General features: G+C 37.4%; 17 protein-coding genes. 11 read left to right on the forward strand and 6 right to left on the reverse strand.

What is annotated here, in order from left to right; all coding sequences use genetic code 11:
- The first annotated feature begins 126 nt into the window (after positions 1-126).
- Positions 127-1,680, forward strand: coding sequence for a serine hydrolase (locus FJR11_RS20005; protein WP_168506902.1), 1,554 nt, complete (start codon positions 127-129; stop codon positions 1,678-1,680).
- Between the two features lie 81 nt (positions 1,681-1,761).
- Here the strand turns inward: FJR11_RS20005 and dprA are convergent, their stop codons facing one another.
- The 6 genes from dprA to FJR11_RS20035 all read right to left on the reverse strand — a co-directional run bounded on the left by dprA (position 1,762) and on the right by FJR11_RS20035 (position 7,029).
- Positions 1,762-2,880, reverse strand: a complete 1,119-nt coding sequence (gene dprA / locus FJR11_RS20010; RefSeq protein ID WP_168506904.1) for a DNA-processing protein DprA — start codon at positions 2,878-2,880, stop codon at positions 1,762-1,764.
- Positions 2,881-2,979: 99 nt separating this feature from the next.
- Positions 2,980-3,636, reverse strand: a complete 657-nt coding sequence (locus tag FJR11_RS20015; protein ID WP_168506906.1) for a DUF2301 domain-containing membrane protein — start codon at positions 3,634-3,636, stop codon at positions 2,980-2,982.
- A 74-nt stretch (positions 3,637-3,710) separates the two neighbouring features.
- Positions 3,711-4,439, reverse strand: coding sequence for an ABC transporter ATP-binding protein (locus FJR11_RS20020; RefSeq protein WP_168506908.1), 729 nt, complete (start codon positions 4,437-4,439; stop codon positions 3,711-3,713).
- Between the two features lie 126 nt (positions 4,440-4,565).
- Positions 4,566-4,793 (reverse strand): ferredoxin family protein, encoded by a 228-nt coding sequence (locus FJR11_RS20025; protein ID WP_168506910.1) that lies wholly within the window; start codon positions 4,791-4,793, stop codon positions 4,566-4,568.
- Between the two features lie 92 nt (positions 4,794-4,885).
- Positions 4,886-6,091 (reverse strand): ATP phosphoribosyltransferase regulatory subunit, encoded by a 1,206-nt coding sequence (locus FJR11_RS20030; protein WP_168506912.1) that lies wholly within the window; start codon positions 6,089-6,091, stop codon positions 4,886-4,888.
- The gene (locus FJR11_RS20035) at positions 6,091-7,029 is read right to left on the reverse strand and encodes a J domain-containing protein (RefSeq protein WP_168506914.1); all 939 of its coding nucleotides are present in this window, start codon (positions 7,027-7,029) and stop codon (positions 6,091-6,093) included. The genes FJR11_RS20030 and FJR11_RS20035 overlap by 1 nt, the downstream gene beginning before the upstream one ends.
- A 490-nt stretch (positions 7,030-7,519) precedes the next feature.
- Here FJR11_RS20035 and FJR11_RS20040 point away from each other — a divergent pair, with 490 nt between their 5' ends.
- The 10 genes from FJR11_RS20040 (at position 7,520) to FJR11_RS20085 (ending at position 18,063) form a co-directional block, all read left to right on the forward strand.
- A complete protein-coding gene (locus tag FJR11_RS20040; RefSeq protein WP_168506916.1) occupies positions 7,520-7,744 on the forward strand; it encodes a hypothetical protein in 225 nt (74 codons plus the stop codon).
- Positions 7,745-8,208: 464 nt separating this feature from the next.
- Positions 8,209-8,421: a hypothetical protein gene (locus FJR11_RS20045; protein WP_168506918.1), complete on the forward strand. Its 213-nt coding sequence runs from the start codon at positions 8,209-8,211 to the stop codon at positions 8,419-8,421.
- 273 nt (positions 8,422-8,694) lie between these two features.
- A complete protein-coding gene (locus FJR11_RS20050; RefSeq protein WP_168506920.1) occupies positions 8,695-10,845 on the forward strand; it encodes a peptidase domain-containing ABC transporter in 2,151 nt (716 codons plus the stop codon).
- Between the two features lie 24 nt (positions 10,846-10,869).
- The gene (locus FJR11_RS20055) at positions 10,870-12,270 is read left to right on the forward strand and encodes an HlyD family secretion protein (protein WP_168506922.1); all 1,401 of its coding nucleotides are present in this window, start codon (positions 10,870-10,872) and stop codon (positions 12,268-12,270) included.
- 119 nt (positions 12,271-12,389) lie between these two features.
- Positions 12,390-13,037: a hypothetical protein gene (locus FJR11_RS20060; protein ID WP_174763150.1), complete on the forward strand. Its 648-nt coding sequence runs from the start codon at positions 12,390-12,392 to the stop codon at positions 13,035-13,037.
- A 260-nt stretch (positions 13,038-13,297) separates the two neighbouring features.
- Positions 13,298-13,975 carry a response regulator gene (locus tag FJR11_RS20065; protein ID WP_168506924.1) on the forward strand — a complete coding sequence of 226 codons (678 nt, stop codon included), beginning with the start codon at positions 13,298-13,300 and terminating at the stop codon, positions 13,973-13,975.
- 187 nt (positions 13,976-14,162) lie between these two features.
- Positions 14,163-15,056 (forward strand): sensor histidine kinase, encoded by an 894-nt coding sequence (locus FJR11_RS20070; RefSeq protein ID WP_168506926.1) that lies wholly within the window; start codon positions 14,163-14,165, stop codon positions 15,054-15,056.
- 121 nt (positions 15,057-15,177) lie between these two features.
- On the forward strand, positions 15,178-16,134 hold the full coding sequence (locus tag FJR11_RS20075; protein WP_168506928.1) for a ribonuclease Z: 957 nt from the start codon (positions 15,178-15,180) through the stop codon (positions 16,132-16,134).
- A 46-nt stretch (positions 16,135-16,180) separates the two neighbouring features.
- The gene (gene bcp / locus FJR11_RS20080; RefSeq protein ID WP_168506930.1) at positions 16,181-16,657 is read left to right on the forward strand and encodes a thioredoxin-dependent thiol peroxidase; all 477 of its coding nucleotides are present in this window, start codon (positions 16,181-16,183) and stop codon (positions 16,655-16,657) included.
- Between the two features lie 233 nt (positions 16,658-16,890).
- A complete protein-coding gene (locus FJR11_RS20085; protein WP_168506932.1) occupies positions 16,891-18,063 on the forward strand; it encodes an IscS subfamily cysteine desulfurase in 1,173 nt (390 codons plus the stop codon).
- The last annotated feature ends 31 nt before the right edge of the window (positions 18,064-18,094 follow it).

The raw sequence follows: 18,094 nt of genomic DNA on the forward strand, positions 1-18,094 counted from the left end.
AGCCGGATGCCGTGAAAGTGGCACGTCCGGATCTAACTGAGAGGTGCGGGGAATAATATCCCCCATCGACTCAAACATTATGGTGCATCAACTAACAATCTGGGTCGAAGGTGAAAAGGATTAGCTATGTCAGAAACAAGTGACAAACTCATACCTCTATCACAAAGGCAACCTCTACAGCGTCGCCGGCGTAAACGTCCAGTCCCTAAGACAGGACAAAAAAAAGTTATCAGTCAGCAGCCAGTTTCTAGCCCAAGAGAAGCTGCAACTGTCACACGTCTAGGTAATAATCATATCAGTCCTGCTCCTATCTCGTCTGGGGGGCGAAGACCAGCATCACGGATCATGATGCCTCCAGGAGTAAAACCCATATCTACAGTCAAGAAGAATACTCAAATTTCTCCCCAGGGGAATGTGAGGTTAAAGACAGTACGTATAGACAAACCAAAAATAGAAAGAAGAGCATCACGGAAGACAAGGTTAAAACCCATGGCTCGAACCATGTTATATGCCTTGCGGTTGTTAATTGTCGGTGTCGGTATCGGTGCAATTGTTGGTACGCTGTTGTCAGTCCTAGACCCTGCTAATCGCATTAATTCAGTTGTGTCCGTATCTCAAACTACAACTTCTCAGAAAGCACCTCAAACTCCTAATACAAGCTTATATCTTTCCCAGGAAATTACACCTTTAAAAAATACTCTGCAAACTCTTACCACAACTAACTCTGATTTCACACCAGGGGTGTTTTTATTAGACTTAGACAATGGTGGTTATGTAGATATTAATAGTAATACAAGTTTTTCCGCTGCCAGCACCATTAAAATCCCGATTTTGATTGCTTTTTTCCAGGATGTAGATGCAGGTAAAATCCGCTTGGATGAAATGTTAACTCTGGAAAAGGAGATGATGGTCGGGGGTTCGGGAAATATGCAATATCAAACCCCAGGCAGCAAATACACTGCTCTTGATCTGGCTACGAAGATGATTACAATTAGCGACAACACAGCCACAAATATGCTAGTTGCTAAATTAGGGGGACAAGAGGCATTAAATGGGCGTTTTCGCAGTTGGGGACTGACAGCAACGATGATTCGTAATCCCCTCCCAGATTTAGAAGGGACTAATACCACCAGTCCCAGAGAATTGGGGAATTTAATCTCAATGGTGAATCAAGGTAATGTTGTGAGTATGCGATCGCGCGATTTAATGCTCAATATTATGAATCGCACTGAAAGAGATAATCTTTTACCTGCGGGCTTAGGAAAAGGCGCAAATACCTATCACAAAACAGGTGATATTGGTACAATGTTAGCAGATGCGGGTTTAGTTGATGTTCCTACGGGTAAGCGTTATATTGCCGCTATCATGGTAAAACGTCCTAACAATGATCCTCGTGCTGCAAAATTAATTAGTTCTATTTCTAGTGCTGCTTACCAACACTTTAGCCAAGCTATAGTCACACCCACCAATCCTATAAATAATCAACCAGTTAATCAACCAGTTAATCAACCAATTCCTAATTATCAACCACCTGTTACACCATTGATTCAGCAACCGATTCAACCACCGCTAATGAATCCAACTATGCCTAATGGGATGGTTAATAATATGCCTGTAGGTAGTTATCCACCTCCTGTCATGAATCCACCATTGACTCCACAATATTATCCACAGCAATAAACAATTGAATTATGTTTCGCGCAAAGACGCAAAGGAGCAAAGACGCAAAGGAAGAAGGAAATACAGAAATCAATCAAAGTTTTAACATTTTTGATATCTCATTCCGGGGAGTTGGGTAACTAAACCCATGAGTTCTAATTGTAATAAAGAACTGGAAACTAAACCTGCATTCATACCTGTTTTTTGAATAATAAAATCAAAAGATAAAGCATCAATAGCTAAGGTATTTATTACCTGTTGTAATTCTGGTGCTAAGTCAGGTAAAGGAGGAGATTTAACTATAGGTGGTTCTATATCTATTTGGGGAATTGCACCTAACAGGGTTAATAATTCACTAAGTTCTTGATTAATTAAACCTGCACCTTGACTAATTAATTTTAAACAACCTTGTGATGGTTGATCATCAATTCTTCCTGGTAACGCGTAAACATCTCGACAAAATTCATTAGCATAAGTAGCCGTAATTAAAGCACCGGATTTTATTCCCGCTTCTATTACTAATACTGCACGACTTAAACCAGCAATAATGCGATTTCGACGGGGAAAATGGGTGCGGTTCGGTGTGGTTTTGGCCGGATATTCACTAATTACTATTCCAGATGTCAATATCTGTTTATATAAACCTTGATTTTTATAGGGATAAATAACATCTACTCCTGTTCCCACAACTGCTATGGTTCTTCCTCCGGCTTTCATTGCGGCTGCGTGACTTTCGGTGTCTATTCCTTCGGCCATACCAGAAACAACGGTAAAACCATTTTTTGCTAATGCGGTACTAATTTGACGAGTCCATTTAATTCCATATTCTGTGGGTTGACGAGTTCCCACAATTCCCACTAAGGGTTTTTGTCCTGAATTTTCCTGTAAATCAACTTCTCCCCGATAGTACAACAACGGGGGTGGACTGGGAATTTCTCGCAGTAATTGGGGGTATTCTGCGTCTGCTGGTGTCCAGAAATGGGGGTTTGCTTGTTGGTGTTGAGTGAGGAGTTGTTCGGGGTTTAAACGGGATTTTTGTTGAACAACTTTTTCTAATGTTTGAAATCCAAAACCTTCAACTTTTCGCAATTCTCCAGGACTAGCTTTCCAAGCTGTTTCCAAGTTACCAAAGTGCTGTTGTACTCTTTGCAATAATATTGGACCAATTCCAGAAATTTGCGACCAAGCTAACCAATATTTACGTTCTTCTGAATTTGACATTGTATGAGGAGGAGTCAGGAGTCAGGAGTCAGGAGTCAGGAGTCAGGAAGAATGAAGAATGAAGAATTTTTTTATCTCATTCAACTGCATATCAATATATCAAACTTTTACTAAATGTTGCTTTTTCAAATAATCAAATACAGATTTATCGCCAATATCGGGAGGAATAGCTTGAATGATTTTCCGCACAGCAAAGACTAAAAAGAAAATTGCCCAAATTCCTAATAAAACCTGTTCTGCTTGAGTTGGTAAAATTCCGGTTAAATGCCCTAATAATAGTAAGGGAACTATGGGAGTTAAGATTTTAGTTTCTAAACGATTGAAGCAAAAACCTTCTTTGAAAAAAATCCCTGTCAAAGCTGCAAATGTAAAACCAATCCCCAATATACTCAATGGTTGATCATAAACAGTGATTGCAAAAGCTTGACTATCACCATGTCCAAAAATAAAGGCCGAAATGCTGCCAATTACCCAGAAAATTTGGAGAATTCGGTGCAAAGATGCCATATAAATATGAATAGTTAATAAACTCACACCAAGTGCCAGACTAAAACAGGTGTAGAGAGGGGTAATAGCTTGAATTGCCCCAGGTTGGGGATAAAATAAGACTAAACCGCTACCAATGGCAAAACACAGGGCTGCAATCATTAACCCTGTCCGATAAATTATCACACTTTGGCGATCGCTATCGGTAATTGTAAATTCGCCAAATTGACCTTGATATATTTCCGCTGATGATATTGTTTGTGTAGTCATATTCCCTAATTATTATTTTAGTAATCTCCCTTCTTCTCTTCGCGCCTCTGCGCCTCTGCGTGAGACAAAAATTATTAATGTCCTTTCCCAGCACCTAAATACAATTCTCCTACTTTCGGATCATTTAATAATTCTCTACCGGGGCCAGACATAGCATCTCTTCCTGATTCTAACACATAACCACGATCTGCCATTTCTAAGGCTTTTCTAGCATTTTGTTCGACTAAAACTATGGCAGTACCGGCTGCTTTAATTTGTTTAATTTGCTCAAATACTTGAGTTACTAAAATGGGAGATAATGCGGCAGAAGGTTCATCTAAAAGCAGTAAACTGGGTTCTAACATTAATGCTTTCCCCATTGCTAACATTTGCCGTTCTCCACCGGAAAGAGTCCCCGCACGTTGACGAAGGCGCTCGCTCAATCGAGGAAACATAGTGTATATTTTATCTTTAAGAGGTTTCAAGGGAATATTCCGCACAAAAGCCCCCATTTCTAAGTTTTCATCTATGGTTAAGGATGGAAAAACGTTGGCAATTTGGGGAACATAGGACATTCCTTTGGCAACAATTTGATTAGATTTTAAACCAATCAAATTCTGATCTTTAAAGGTAATAGTTCCGGTATGGGGTGTCAAAAGTCCAAAAATAGTTTTTACTAAAGTGGATTTACCCGCACCATTGGGACCAATGACTGTGACTAATTCCCCTGGTGCAATGTGAAAGTTGACACCTTGCAAAATATCTACATCTTTAATATATCCAGCGTGGACATTTTTTACTTCTAATAAATAGTTATTAGTCATTTGTTAGTTGTCAGTTGTTCGTTGTCAGTTGTTCGTTGTTTGTTGTTCGTTGTCAGTTGTCAGTTGTTCGTTGTCAGTTGTTTTTCCTTTCCTACTGACCACTGACTACTGACCACTGACTACTGACTATCCTGTAATTTTCTGCAATTCTGGTCTTTCTTCTGCCAGAATCGCATTTTCCACTGGGCAAACTTGGAGACAGATGCCACAATCAATACAGGTAGCAAAATCAATCCAATACCAATCTGTGCCTTTGACGTTTTTCCCTGGACCTTCATGAATACAAGCTACAGGACAAGCACCTACGCAGTCAGCAACACCTTCACAAACGTCTGTGACAATGGTATGTGGCATTTTTCCGATTCCCTCTTTTTTATCAATTATTACTGATTACTGATTTAACATTGACCAAATTTATAGGGTGGGGAAACCCCACCCCTACTGGTTTAACATCCCGCTTCGATGGTAGATGAACCATCAGCTTTAATCCAAGCAATTTGGGCAATGGAGCGATCGCTTGCATATTGACGAATCGCCTCTGCATCTGAGCCACTTAATTCTATTTCTACTCTGATTAATTGAGTAGAATCACGCAGCTTTTCGGCGTAAGCAAAGGCCGCAGCCGCAGCATCGGCAGTTTCTGGAACTACCAACCAATGACTGGTGGGGATATCCTGGGGTAATTGCTGATTTGATGAGAGAATTTGGTATAAATCATCAATGCTCAGTTCAAAGCCGATACCAGGAATATTTTTACCCTGGGGATGATATAAACCGAGTAATTGGTCATAGCGACCACCGCGTCCTAAAACTTTGGCTTGGGAATTTGTATCACTCACTACTTCAAAAACAATACCTGTGTAGTAGTCAATGGTTTGAATTAGGCTCAAGTCAAGGATTAAAGGGAATTTACCATCTAGTAATTCTACTAGAGATTTAAGGTTATTTATTGCTTCGTGCTGGTCTGGTTCTAGATGTAAACTGCTGACTTTTTCTAAAACCTCTCGACTATCTCCCCGCAAATCCAACATGATTTTAGCGCGTTGGTGTAGTTCTGCACTGAGGGGTAAGGTATCAAGAGTGATATAATCCAAGTTAGCGATCGCAGTGCGAACCTGATTTCTGATTTCCGGGGGAAAAGCATTGAGCAGGGAGCGAGTAATTCCCGCTTCCCCTAAAATTAACCGCCATCCTTGTAAATCCAATGCTGTTAAACAATCTGCTACTAACAGCAATACTTCCCCATTGGCTAATAATCCCCCCGCACCTAGTAACTCCACCCCAGCTTGATAATACTCTTGCTGACGATTATGGCGGCCTTCCCAATTGCGGCGGAAAACATTAGCATTGTAATAGAGTCGCTGGGGGTGGGTTGCGTCCTCCATGCGAGTTACCACTGTCCGCGCGATAGAAGCCGTCAATTCTGGACGCAATCCCAATTCTTCATTTTGACCATTTTGGAGTTGAATCACCATGGGGCGCACAATTGCTTCACCCGCCATGAGAGTATCCATTCGTTCCAGAGTTGAGGTGATAATCCTGTGATATCCCCAACGGTGAAATACTTGTTCTAATCTATCTTCAATCCAGCGTTTTTGCGCCACATCTAAAGGTAATAGATCCCTGGCTCCCGCTGCTGGTTGATACACCATTATTTTTTCTTCCCGCCAAACAAACCGCCAAACAAACCGCCATTTCCAGACTTATCTGGTTGTTTCTCTTCAGTTTTAGAAGAGGAACTCCCTTGAGAACCACTGTTGGTAATTCCTAAAGCTTGATCTACCTTGGGTTTCCATTCCAGGGCAGTTTTTTCATTAGGATCTAACTTCAGGGCGTTATCAAAGTGAATTTTTGCCATTTTCAGTTGATTTTGCCGTAAATATACCATTGCAATCAAACTATGGCAATGACTATTTTTTGGTTCTAACTTTAAGGCATCCTGTAATTCTACTTTGGCTAGGGACAATTGGTTTTTTTCTAGCAAAGATTGGGCGCGACGCAGGTATTGTTCTGCTGCTGACTCTTCTTTTGGTGGTGAAGATGGGGTTGGGGTTGCGGGTAATTGTTTATGGGAATTTTGAGGCTGACTAGATGGGGGCCTATTCATTGACTGTCCACCCATCCGCATCAGGTAAACTAGATTTAACTCACTAATTTGAGCGATGATTTTGTGTGCTTGTTGCAAATCACTGAATTGAGTTTCGGCAATTTTAGCGATCGCTTCCTTATATGACATACTAATATTGGGCGCAGCTACCAATTGCTGGGCTAGTTCTGTCTTGAGCATGATTGATGCTGCTTCTTGTGAAAACCGTTTACCCATTTGCGACAGAATTAACAGATATTCCCCACGATTGCGTTCTACAGACAACTTCTCATAAGCTGGGTTCACTAGCTTTGATAACAGTTGATTAGCTATCTGTTTTTGACTGTCACCCACTACATTAGAACTATCTGGGTGCAAGAGTCGGGCTATTTGCAAATAACGTTTACGGATTTCTTTAATTTCCGCATCAACTGGCACACATAAAATTGCGTGATGATCTGTGAAATCATAGCCAAATAATCCAGAATCTATTTTTAACGACATATTATAGGTATTGCACCGTAGCATATCTTTTCTAGTTTACAGGGAATCATGGGCAGTTTGAAATCCCTCCAGTTGTCAGCATAAAATCTAATCCTGATTAAGCATGATTTGAAATTAGATAATTTATTTAAGCTTTTATAATTATATATCTATTCATGTAAATACCCATGAGGGAAATTTCCAGTCTCATAACCCAAAGTTTGTGAAAAGGAAACAAAATACTTGTTCTGTCGGTTTTAGATACTTTTATTATTGCTGGCTGAGAATAATGAATAGAAGATAGCAGAAATTTTCTATTTGGTGAACATGATTTAGCCGATTTGGCGTGTATTTTTCGGCAATATTTAGTTCTAAATTCGGTAATTAAGTTGGCACAAATTAGCCATGACAAAGATCAGAATAAACATATACGGTATTAACTGAAGCCGAATCTAAAAGTATAAAATTAATCCACAGTTAGTAATAATTCACAATTAGAGGAATTTAAGTCATGTCTAATCTATTGTTTACAGTAGTACCTATTGAGCAGCAAGAAACCATAATTGGTGGCAGAAATATCAAAGCTAGAGCTAATAATGTTAATGATATTCAAGTTAAAGGAAATAATAATGTTGTTGTAGTTGTTAATAATATAACAATCATAAATATCATAATTAATGTCATTATCTGCTCATGCGGTGGAGGCAGAAAACACCGTTCTCGCAGATTTTCGTGAGCGCAGATTATCTGAACGGCTTAATTATTTGATTCTGCGGGTAGGGGTTTAGCAGTGCTAAACCCCTACTAATCTAGATTTTTCGTAATTTTACAAAAGTCCATCTCCCAACCGTGTTGAGTATATTTAGTTATCTTGAGATGACTTGAGCTATGAGCCTGGAAATGAATTTCCAGGCAAGATATAGGTTTTACATTAAATAGATACTTATTATATGCTGCACGCCTATCTGACATTATATAGAAATATATATAGCTAAGATTGGAAATTTTGTCAAATGAATTTAGCCGAGTTGGCGTGTATTTTTCGGCAATATCTAGTTCTAAATTTGGTAATGAAGTTTGCAGAAAATGAGAATGAATTATCTAGTGACTTCTCGATATTCTATTAACAAGCGAGGGGGGAAACGGCAACCGAGCAGTAAACAACCCCAAGCAATAATACAAATCAAGGAGAATTCAGTCATGTCTAATTTATTTACCGCAGTATCTGTTGAGCAACAAGAAATCGTAGCTGGTGGTCGTCGTAATCGTCCTGCTCGTCCTATTGTAGTCGTGGAATCCCCCAAGATCACTAACATTTTCGCTCTACAGATAGGAGGCAATTTTGCTACTATTGGTGGACGCGGACGTGTTGATCAACTTCTTGGGCAAGAGCAAGAAATCAACGTAAGTTAATAGAAAGAAACGGTTTATAGAATTTTAATTCTTCCTGTTTCTGCTCATTACTAAAGTCAGTCAGCTATCAGCTAGAAACAGAATAATAAAAGAAGTAAATTCTTTATTATTCTGCTACTGATTGCTGACTCTTTTTCTAAATATCACGCCCTATTTACCAATTCATACAAGTAAGACTTTATCTAAATACTTTATATATTTCCACCATAAATCAAAAAAAAGCTAATTCCAGAAATATACCACCTAATTATTATTCTCCAGGGTGCTTTATCTATGAAATACCAGTTAGTTCAACAACATAGCGAAGAAGATTGTGGCGCAGCTTGCTTGGCTGCAATTGCTAAACATTACGGTCAAACTTTTACCCTTAACCGGGTGCGGGAAGCCGTAGGAACAGGGCAATTTGGAACTACTTTATTGGGATTAAAAAGAGGAGCAGAAATCCTAGGTTTTAAAGCAAATCCAGTCCAAAGTTCCCCAGAAATATTAGACAAAATCCATGAAGCACCCTTACCAGCAATCATTCATTGGCAAGGAAATCATTGGGTTGTTTTATATGGTAAAAAAGGTAAAAAATTTCTGATTGCAGATCCTGCGGTCGGAATGCGTTATCTTTCTAAACAAGATATAAAAGAAGCTTGGACAGATTGGTTATTATTATTAGTAGAACCAGATCCCATCCGCTTTTTTGCTCAAAAGCAAGATAAAGTTGGTGGTTTTTGGCGTTTTTTTAAACGGGTCTGGATTTATCGTAGCATTTTATTTCAAGCATTACCTCTGAATTTAGTCTTAGGTTTATTGTCTTTAGCTTCTCCCTTTCTGCTGCAAATTCTCACCGATGATGTGTTAGTTAGAGGTGACACAAAATTACTAACTACAGTAGTAATTGCTGTAGTAGTCATGAATATGATTTCTCATAGCCTTTCATTTGTCCAGTCTAACTTAATTGCTCATTTTGCCCAACGAATGCAATTAGGTTTAGTTCTGGAATTTGGACGGCAAATTCTGCGTTTACCATTAACTTATTATGAAGCCCGTCGCAGTGGTGAAGTTATTAGTCGGTTGCAAGACATTGAGCAAATTAATCAATTAATTGCTCAAGTTGTTGTTGGTTTACCCAGTCAATTTTTCATTGCCATAATTTCCTTGGGTTTCATGTTTTTTTATAGCTGGAAGCTTACCTTAGTAGCTTTATTAGTTTCTGTGGTCATGACCACATCTACTATTATTTTCCAGCCGACACTACAACAAAAAACCAACGAACTGTTAGTCACAGAAGCGGAAACCCAAGGGGTTTTAGTTGAAACCTTTAAAGGGGCATTAACTCTCAAAACCACCACATCAGGAAGACAATTTTGGGATGAATTACAAAATCGCTTTAATCGTCTGGCTGGACTGACATTTAGAACAATGCAAATTGGCATTATTAATAATACTTTTTCTGGCTTTATTTCTGGAATTGGTAGTGTAATTTTACTCTGGTTTGGTGGCTATTTAGTAATTAATCCGGCTGAAAATCTCAGCATTGGACAATTATTAGCATTTAACTCAATGACTGGGAATTTTCTCTCTTTAATTAGCACAGTTATTAATTTTGTTGATGAATTTACCCGTGCTAAAACTGCCACAAGAAGGTTAACAGAAGTTATTGATGCCACTCCAGAAGAGGAAGATGATGGTAAAAAGCCTTTTGCTAAAATCTCTGGTAATGATGACATTATTTGTACAAATTTGACCTTTCATTATCCTGGTCGCATTGACTTATTAGATGATTTTTCTTTAACAATTCCTGGGGGTAAAAATATTGCTCTTATTGGTAAATCAGGATGTGGTAAAAGCACCTTAGCTAAATTAATTTCTGGTTTATATCAACTGCAATCTGGGAATATCCGCATTGGACTTTATAACCTCCAAGACCTTTCCTTAGAATGTCTCCGTCAACAGGTCATACTTGTTCCCCAAGATGCCCATTTTTGGAATCGTTCCATTGTCGAAAACTTTCGATTAGGATCACCCTATATTAGCTTTGAGCAGATTGTTCAAGCTTGCCAAGTTACTGGTGCTGATGAATTTATTAGTAAGTTACCTCAGACATATCAAACTATCTTGGGTGAATTTGGTGCTAATATTTCCGGTGGACAAAAGCAAAGATTAGCACTAGCTAGAGCCATTGTTACAGACCCAGCAATCCTGATTTTAGATGAATCTACTGGTGGACTTGATCCAGTTAGTGAAGCGCAAGTTTTAGACCAATTATTTCAACATCGTCAAGGGAAAACAACGATTTTAATTACTCACCGACCGAAAGTAATTAATCGTGCTGATTGGATTGTTTTGATAGATCAGGGTAAGTTGAAATTAGAAGGTTCTCTAGAGGATTTACGCACTAAACCAGGAGAACATTTAGATTTTTTAATTCCTTAGTGATCATTCATTAATCAGATAATTATGCTTTACACTCATCCTCAAGAATTCAATTCTGTCATTGAAAAAGATAATTCACTTCCTCCTGTTAGTCGCTGGACATCCTTAGCAGGTGTATTTCTAATTGGGACTGTTATTGCTAGTATTTCTTTGTCCTCATGGGTGAAATACAATGTCACAGTTAAAGCTGCTGCTATAGTTCGTCCCATAGGTGAAACTCGTGTAGTCCAATCAAAGATAGAAGGGACTATTAAAAATATCTTAGTCAAAGAAAATCAAATTGTTAAGCAAGGGGAGATCATCGCCATTTTAGATACTGAGCAATTACTCATTAAAAAAAGCCAATTAGAGGAAAATATTAAACAAAGTAGATTGCAAATAGTTCAAATTTATGCTCAAAACCGGACGTTAAATCATCAAATTATGTCTGAAAAAATAGCTATAGAAAAGATTGTTAATTCTGCTAAAGAGGATTTATTAAGAAATCAAAGAGAATATGAAGAGCGAAAAATTAATACTGATACTGAATTAATAGCAGCGGAGGTAAATATCCAAAAAGAATTAGTAGGTTTACAAAAAGCTGAAGCTGATTTAGAATTTGCAAAATTAGATCGGGATCGTTATCAGCAACTATCACAAGTTGGCGCAGTTGGCAAGCGAGAATTTCAGGAAAAGGAGTTAGTTGTTAAACAGACAAACCTCGCTCTGCAATCTACAAAAAAAGCTGTTGATATCGCTAAAATAAAAATTAAATCCACTAAAGCTGCGGTTAATCCAACTACAGCTATGGTGAAAATGGCAGAAGAACGTATTGCTCAAGAAATTGCTAAAGGTGAAGCCAATATAGCTGTTTTAAATAAAGAAAGAGAAGGCTTAATTCAACGATTAGTTGAAATCCAAACCCAAATTAAACAATCACAAAAAGAACTTCAACAACTAGAAAATCAGCGCAAAAGTAGTATTATTCTGGCTACGAGTAATGGGATTATTTTCAAGCTCAATTTACGAAATTCTGGTCAAGTTGTCCGCGCTGGTGAATCTATTGCTGAAGTTGTCCCTGATAACGCTTCCTTAGTAATTAAAGCCATGATTCCCACTGCGGAAATTAATAAAGCTGCTATTGGTCAAAAAGTCCAACTTCGTGTTGATGCTTGTCCCTATCCTGATTATGGAACTGCTAAGGGGATTGTGAAAACCATTAGTCCAGATGCAATGACATCTCAAAATAAAGATACAACTACTACAATTTCTCCTGGTATTAGCTACTTTGAAGCCACAATTCAACCCGAAAGCCATTCATTTGGTAATAATGGCCGTCAGTGTGTTCTTCAATCAGGGATGAATGCTACAGCCGAAATTATTTCCAGAGAAGAAACAGCATTAAAATTTATGTTGAGAAAAGCTAGATTAATTTCTGATTTATGAAGAATAAACATAAATTAAATAGTCATATAAAAAATGTAGAGGCGTTCCATAAAATGTCTCTATAATGGCTATAGAAAACATATATCTAATTTATTTAAGTCATAATCATAATATCGTTTATGACATCTGAGCAAAGAATTCAGCAAGCATTACAGTGGTGGTTTTATAGAGAATTCCTGAAACTATTTCTGGAATCCGAAAAAATTCGTGATGATTTATTACAAGAATCTTTTACAATTCGGCGTAATCTAGATTTATTGGCTATAGATAATCAGACTTTATCAGTTACAAATATTCAAGCATATATCGAAAAAATTGATAATTTTCATCACTCTTTAGTTCAATTAAGTGATCGATTATGTCTCACATCTATTCAAGATAGTTTACCTTTATCTATTGAGTATTTATTAGAATCTTGGATAGACTCCCATCAACATCTAGATTTTCAGCTTAAAATGCCAGTTTACTGGCGAACTGAAGCCCCTGAACGTAATTGGATAATTATTAGAGTCTTAGAAGAATTACTCAGAATAACTTTGCCAGAAACAGAGATTTTATTACCTATTTATATTCATATAACTCTTAAGCCCATAGGAAGTATAGGGTTGTTGTCTGTAAAAATTTATTATCCTGATATATCTACTCTAATTTTTTATTCTCATGTGCCAGAATTAGAACATCTTTATCATAGCTTTAATTTCTTAATATCAGGTAAATGCTGTTACTTTAACAAAAACCTCATGTCAGTTTGGCACTTTTATTGGTAAGTATTTTCTATTACTTAATAACTCCTATATTACTTCGTAGTATATCTGTCACAACTCTGATTAATCCTAAATTACTTGGAAATAAAGATAATTTTGACTGTTATATATCAACCTAGTAATCTCAGCATTTTTTAGGGTTTTTTCTGGGGTGAGGGGTGTCACCCCCCATAGCGAAGGATTTATCGGGAATAGAATCTAGTAAAACTAATTAATAATAGTAGATAGCAAGCCAAATTTATTAACTGGGGCAATTATTAGATATGCAACAAGTTTTATCAGAAAAATCATTTTTAAAATTCATGGTAATTGATGACCACGAATCAGTTTTAAACGGAACAGTAGAAATATTAAGAAAAAACTATCCTAGTGCTGAATTTAATATTGCTACAAATGCTAGTCATGCTTTTGAGCAAGTTATTAGCTATCAACCTGATCTATTAATTATGGATCTTTCTATACCAGAAAAACTGGAAATGAAAGCGCGAGTTGACACGGGTATTCAACTTATTAAGAATTTGATAGAAACTTATTCCCATTTGAATATTGTTATTCAAAGCGCTCATGTGAAAACATTAGTAAGGATTCGTCCCTATATTGATAATCATAAAGGAGGCTTTACTGTCGCTGATAAAAGTCTTTCTACCCAAGAAATGTTAACTAGAGTTGACTGGGCATTACAGGGATTAACTCACACCAAAGATATTAAAGGAATTCACTCAGGTTTAGAAGTTAAACCAGAGTGGTTGAAAGTCCTAAATTTAGCCTTTGAAGCCGGATTACAAGATAAAAAAATTGCTGAAAATATGTGCATATCTGAACGCATGGTGCGTCATTATTGGACTAAGTTGCAAGACGCTTTAAATATTTACCCAGAAGAAGGTAAAAACATCCGCATTCAAACGGAAATCAAAGCTAGAATTGCCGGATTAATTGATTAATAGTCAGCATTCAGCTTTAAAAATAGAAATATGGGCAATTATAACTAATTTTTTTGGGGGAAACCAACAGTTATACTTCCTCATATTTGCTATTTCTATTTTTAGCTGATTGGTGATAAATGAATGCTTACATAAAATCAATAATGTGTTTTCCACAATTAAGGTTTTGAGACTGGAATAAAAGCTTATGCAAACTCAATTTTGGAAAAAACTGCAAGCAGAAATTTATTTTGGTTCTGGAGAAAAGTTATCAGAAAATATCATGACTATTTTTAGTCTAGTCTTGATTAGTCATTTTTTGTTGACTTGGGTGTGGTCAGTTTCTATATTTCCAGCAATTTTAATTGTCGTTATAAATTGCATCAGTCTCATCGTCTTATATCAATATAACCAAACAATTAAATCTGGGATTCAAGCTCGCCGAACCATGATTGAAACTACATTTGAAACAATTCATAATGGGCCATTACAACATCTGGCTAAAGTTTTAAAGCTAGTGAAAGGGCAAGAATTACCAATTAATATTTTGCTGCCTGTAATAGAAAAAGAACTTGAAGAATTAAACCAAGAATTACGAGGAATGTACGAATTCTGGCAACAAGAAACTCTTAATCAAGATACTAGCCTTTATCTAGGAAATAATGTAGTCATAGATTTGCGAAACCCTGTCCATGAGATTCTCTATCAAGTTTATAGCTACACCTTAGAACGAGATTTACCATGCTTTAAAACCCTGAAACTAAAAATTCATAACTTTGAACCTATAGATGAAAGCAATTTGAGTATTGAAAATAAGCGAGGACTTTGCCGATTTTTAGAAGAAGCCTTATGTAATGTTGGTAAACACGCCATAGGCATCACCCGTCTACAAGTTACCTATTCAGCATTTGCAGGACATTACACTTTGAGCATTCTCGATAATGGGTTAGGAATTCACTCATCAAAAGAAGGTTGGGGAACAAAACAATTTAAAAATTTAGCCCAACAAATTAAAGGTAAATTTAGGCGAGTTTCCCTTTATCCTCAAGGGACTCTTTGTGAGTTATCTTGGCGGTTATCAACTTCTTTTTGGTGGCAATAAAAACTGGTAAAATTTAAAAATCTTGATTTTTTGCTTTTTCTCCAATAACTGACTGTGCCAATACTGTGCCAAGATAGAGACTCAACAACTATATTGAGCAAAAGGAAAGCTAAAAAACGCCGTGCAGATTACATTTTTAGGGACGAGTTCCGGTGTACCGACAAGATCACGCAACGTTTCCAGCGTGGCACTGAGGCTGCCACAACGGGCAGAACTGTGGTTATTTGACTGTGGGGAAGGAACTCAGCATCAAATTTTGCGAAGTGACTTAAAAGTTAGCCAACTATCCCGAATTTTTGTCACCCATATGCACGGTGATCATATTTTTGGCTTAATGGGATTGCTGGCTAGTTGCGGTTTAGCTGGTAATGTAGACAAAATTGATATTTATGGGCCATCAGGATTAAACGAATACTTACAAGCCGCTTCCCGTTACTCCCACACTCATTTTTCTTACCCCATTAAAGTCCATACTGTACAACCGGGGGTAGTTTATGAAGATGATGAATTTACGGTTAGCTGTGGTCTTTTACATCACCGCATTCCTGCTTTTGGCTACCGAGTAGCAGAAAAAGACAGAACCGGACGTTTTGATATAGACAAAGCCAAAGCCTTAGAAATTCCTTCAGGTCCGGTTTATGGACAACTCAAACGTGGTGAAACAGTCACCTTGGAAGACGGAAGAGTAATTAATGGTAGTGAATTATGTGGCCCCATAGAAATTGGGCGAAAAATTGCCTATTGTACAGATACGGTTTATTGTGACGGTGCAGTGAAATTAGCACAAGATGCAGATGTATTAATTCATGAAGCAACTTTTGCCCATCAAGATTCAGAAATGGCGTTTCAGAGGCTACATTCCACAACCACAATGGCCGCACAAACAGCTTATGGTGCAGGAGTTCGTAAACTAATTATGACACATTTTAGCCCTCGTTATGCGCCCGGAAATACGATTGAATTAAAAGACTTACTTAAAGAAGCAAAAGCAATTTTTCCTAAAACAATCATGGCTCATGATTTTATGGTTTATGATGTCCCTCGCAGACGAGAAATTGCATCAAGTGTGAGTGCCTAATTTCGCCATAATTTTCGCTTATTCCTAATTTATCGCCCTCTAATATATGAGCAATATTCCCCAAATTGGCCAACCTGCACCAGATTTTTCTACCCCAGACCAAAACAATAATCTAGTCAATCTAGCTGATCTCAATGACTGGATAGTTCTCTATTTTTATCCTAAAGATAATACACCGGGCTGCACCACAGAAGCTCAAGATTTTACCAAATTATCCTCAGAATTTACCACAGCGGGTGTGAAAATTATCGGCGTTAGTCCCGACTCTGCCGCATCTCATTGTAAATTTATAGACAAACATAATTTATCAATTACCCTATTAACTGATCCTGAACATCAATTAATAGAGGCTTATGGGGCATGGCGTTTAAAAAAGTTTATGGGGAAAGAATATATGGGGGTTGCCCGTTCAACCTTCCTGATTTCACCTGATAAAATTATCGCCTACCCTTGGCCTAATGTCAAAACTAAAGGTCATGCTGAAGCTGTACTTAAAAAAATCAAGGAATTAGCAGCTAGTTAAACTTTCATACTCCGATTTGTCGGACTTTGTTGATATATCTGTAATTTATCATCATTTAGATATTTGATTTTCCAAATGTTAATTAATTTAAACTTTGCTTTACTAAATCACATTCATAAAATAATATAGCAATTCTGATAAACTTGCACTTTCAAAGCGAGAAACCGAACTTTATCAAGTTTTCCGAATCTTAAAAAAACTAGGTCAAATTTTGCATTAATCGTAAATTAATTATGTCCAGTCGTCCTATCTATCTCGATTGTCATGCTACTACCCCCGTGGATGAAAGGGTAATGGCTGCTATGATTCCCTATTTTACCGAAAAGTTTGGTAATGCGGCGAGTATTAGCCATATTTACGGTTGGGAATCTGAAGCTGCTGTTAGAAAAACACGGGAAATTTTAGCAAAAGCAATTAACGCAACACCCGAAGAAATTGTTTTTACCAGCGGTGCAACAGAAGCAAATAATTTAGCTATTAAAGGTATTTCTGAAGCTTATTTCCAAAAAGGTCAACATATTGTGACTATTGCCACGGAACATAAAGCAGTTTTAGATCCTTGTGAATATTTAAAAAGTTTGGGTTTTGATCTGACAGTTTTACCAGTGCAAAAAGATGGATTAATTGATTTAAATCAGTTAGAAAAATCTTTGCGTCATGATACAATTTTAGTATCTATAATGGCTGCAAATAATGAAATTGGCGTTTTACAACCAATAGCTGAAATTGGAGAAATGTGCCGTCAAAGGCAAATTATTTTGCACACAGACGCAGCCCAAGCTATTGGGAAAATCCCCTTAGATGTGGAAAAAATGAATATTGATTTGATGTCTCTCACAGCCCATAAAGTCTATGGGCCAAAGGGGATTGGGGCTTTATATGTTCGCAGACGTAACCCTAGGGTGAAACTTGCTTCCCAACAACATGGGGGAGGACATGAAAAAGGAATGCGTTCCGGGACATTATATACACCCCAAATTGTCGGTTTTGGTAAAGCTGTAGAAATTGCTTTATCAGAACAAGAAACCGAAAATCAACGACTAACAGCATTAAGAGAAAGATTGTGGAATCAGTTATCTACTGTTGAGGGAATTCATTTAAATGGACATCCTCAAAAACGATTAGCAGGAAACTTAAATATTAGTGTTGAAGGTGTAGACGGTGCGGCACTTTCTTTAGGTTTACAATCAGTAGTAGCTGTATCTTCTGGTTCTGCTTGTTCTTCTAATAATGTTGCCCCTTCCTATGTCTTGAAAGCCTTAGGACATTCCGATAAATTAGCTTATGCTTCGGTGCGGTTTGGAATTGGCAGATTTAATACAGTTGAGGAAATTGATCAAGTTGCCAAACAGGTAATATCTACTGTTCAAGGTTTAAGAAGTGCCTCAGTCGTTAGTTGTCAATAGCAATTATTTTTGAAAATTCCATAGTTTGCGC

Origin of the sequence: Anabaena sp. UHCC 0187 (genome assembly GCF_009712035.1) — a bacterium.
Lineage (GTDB): Bacteria > Cyanobacteriota > Cyanobacteriia > Cyanobacteriales > Nostocaceae > Dolichospermum.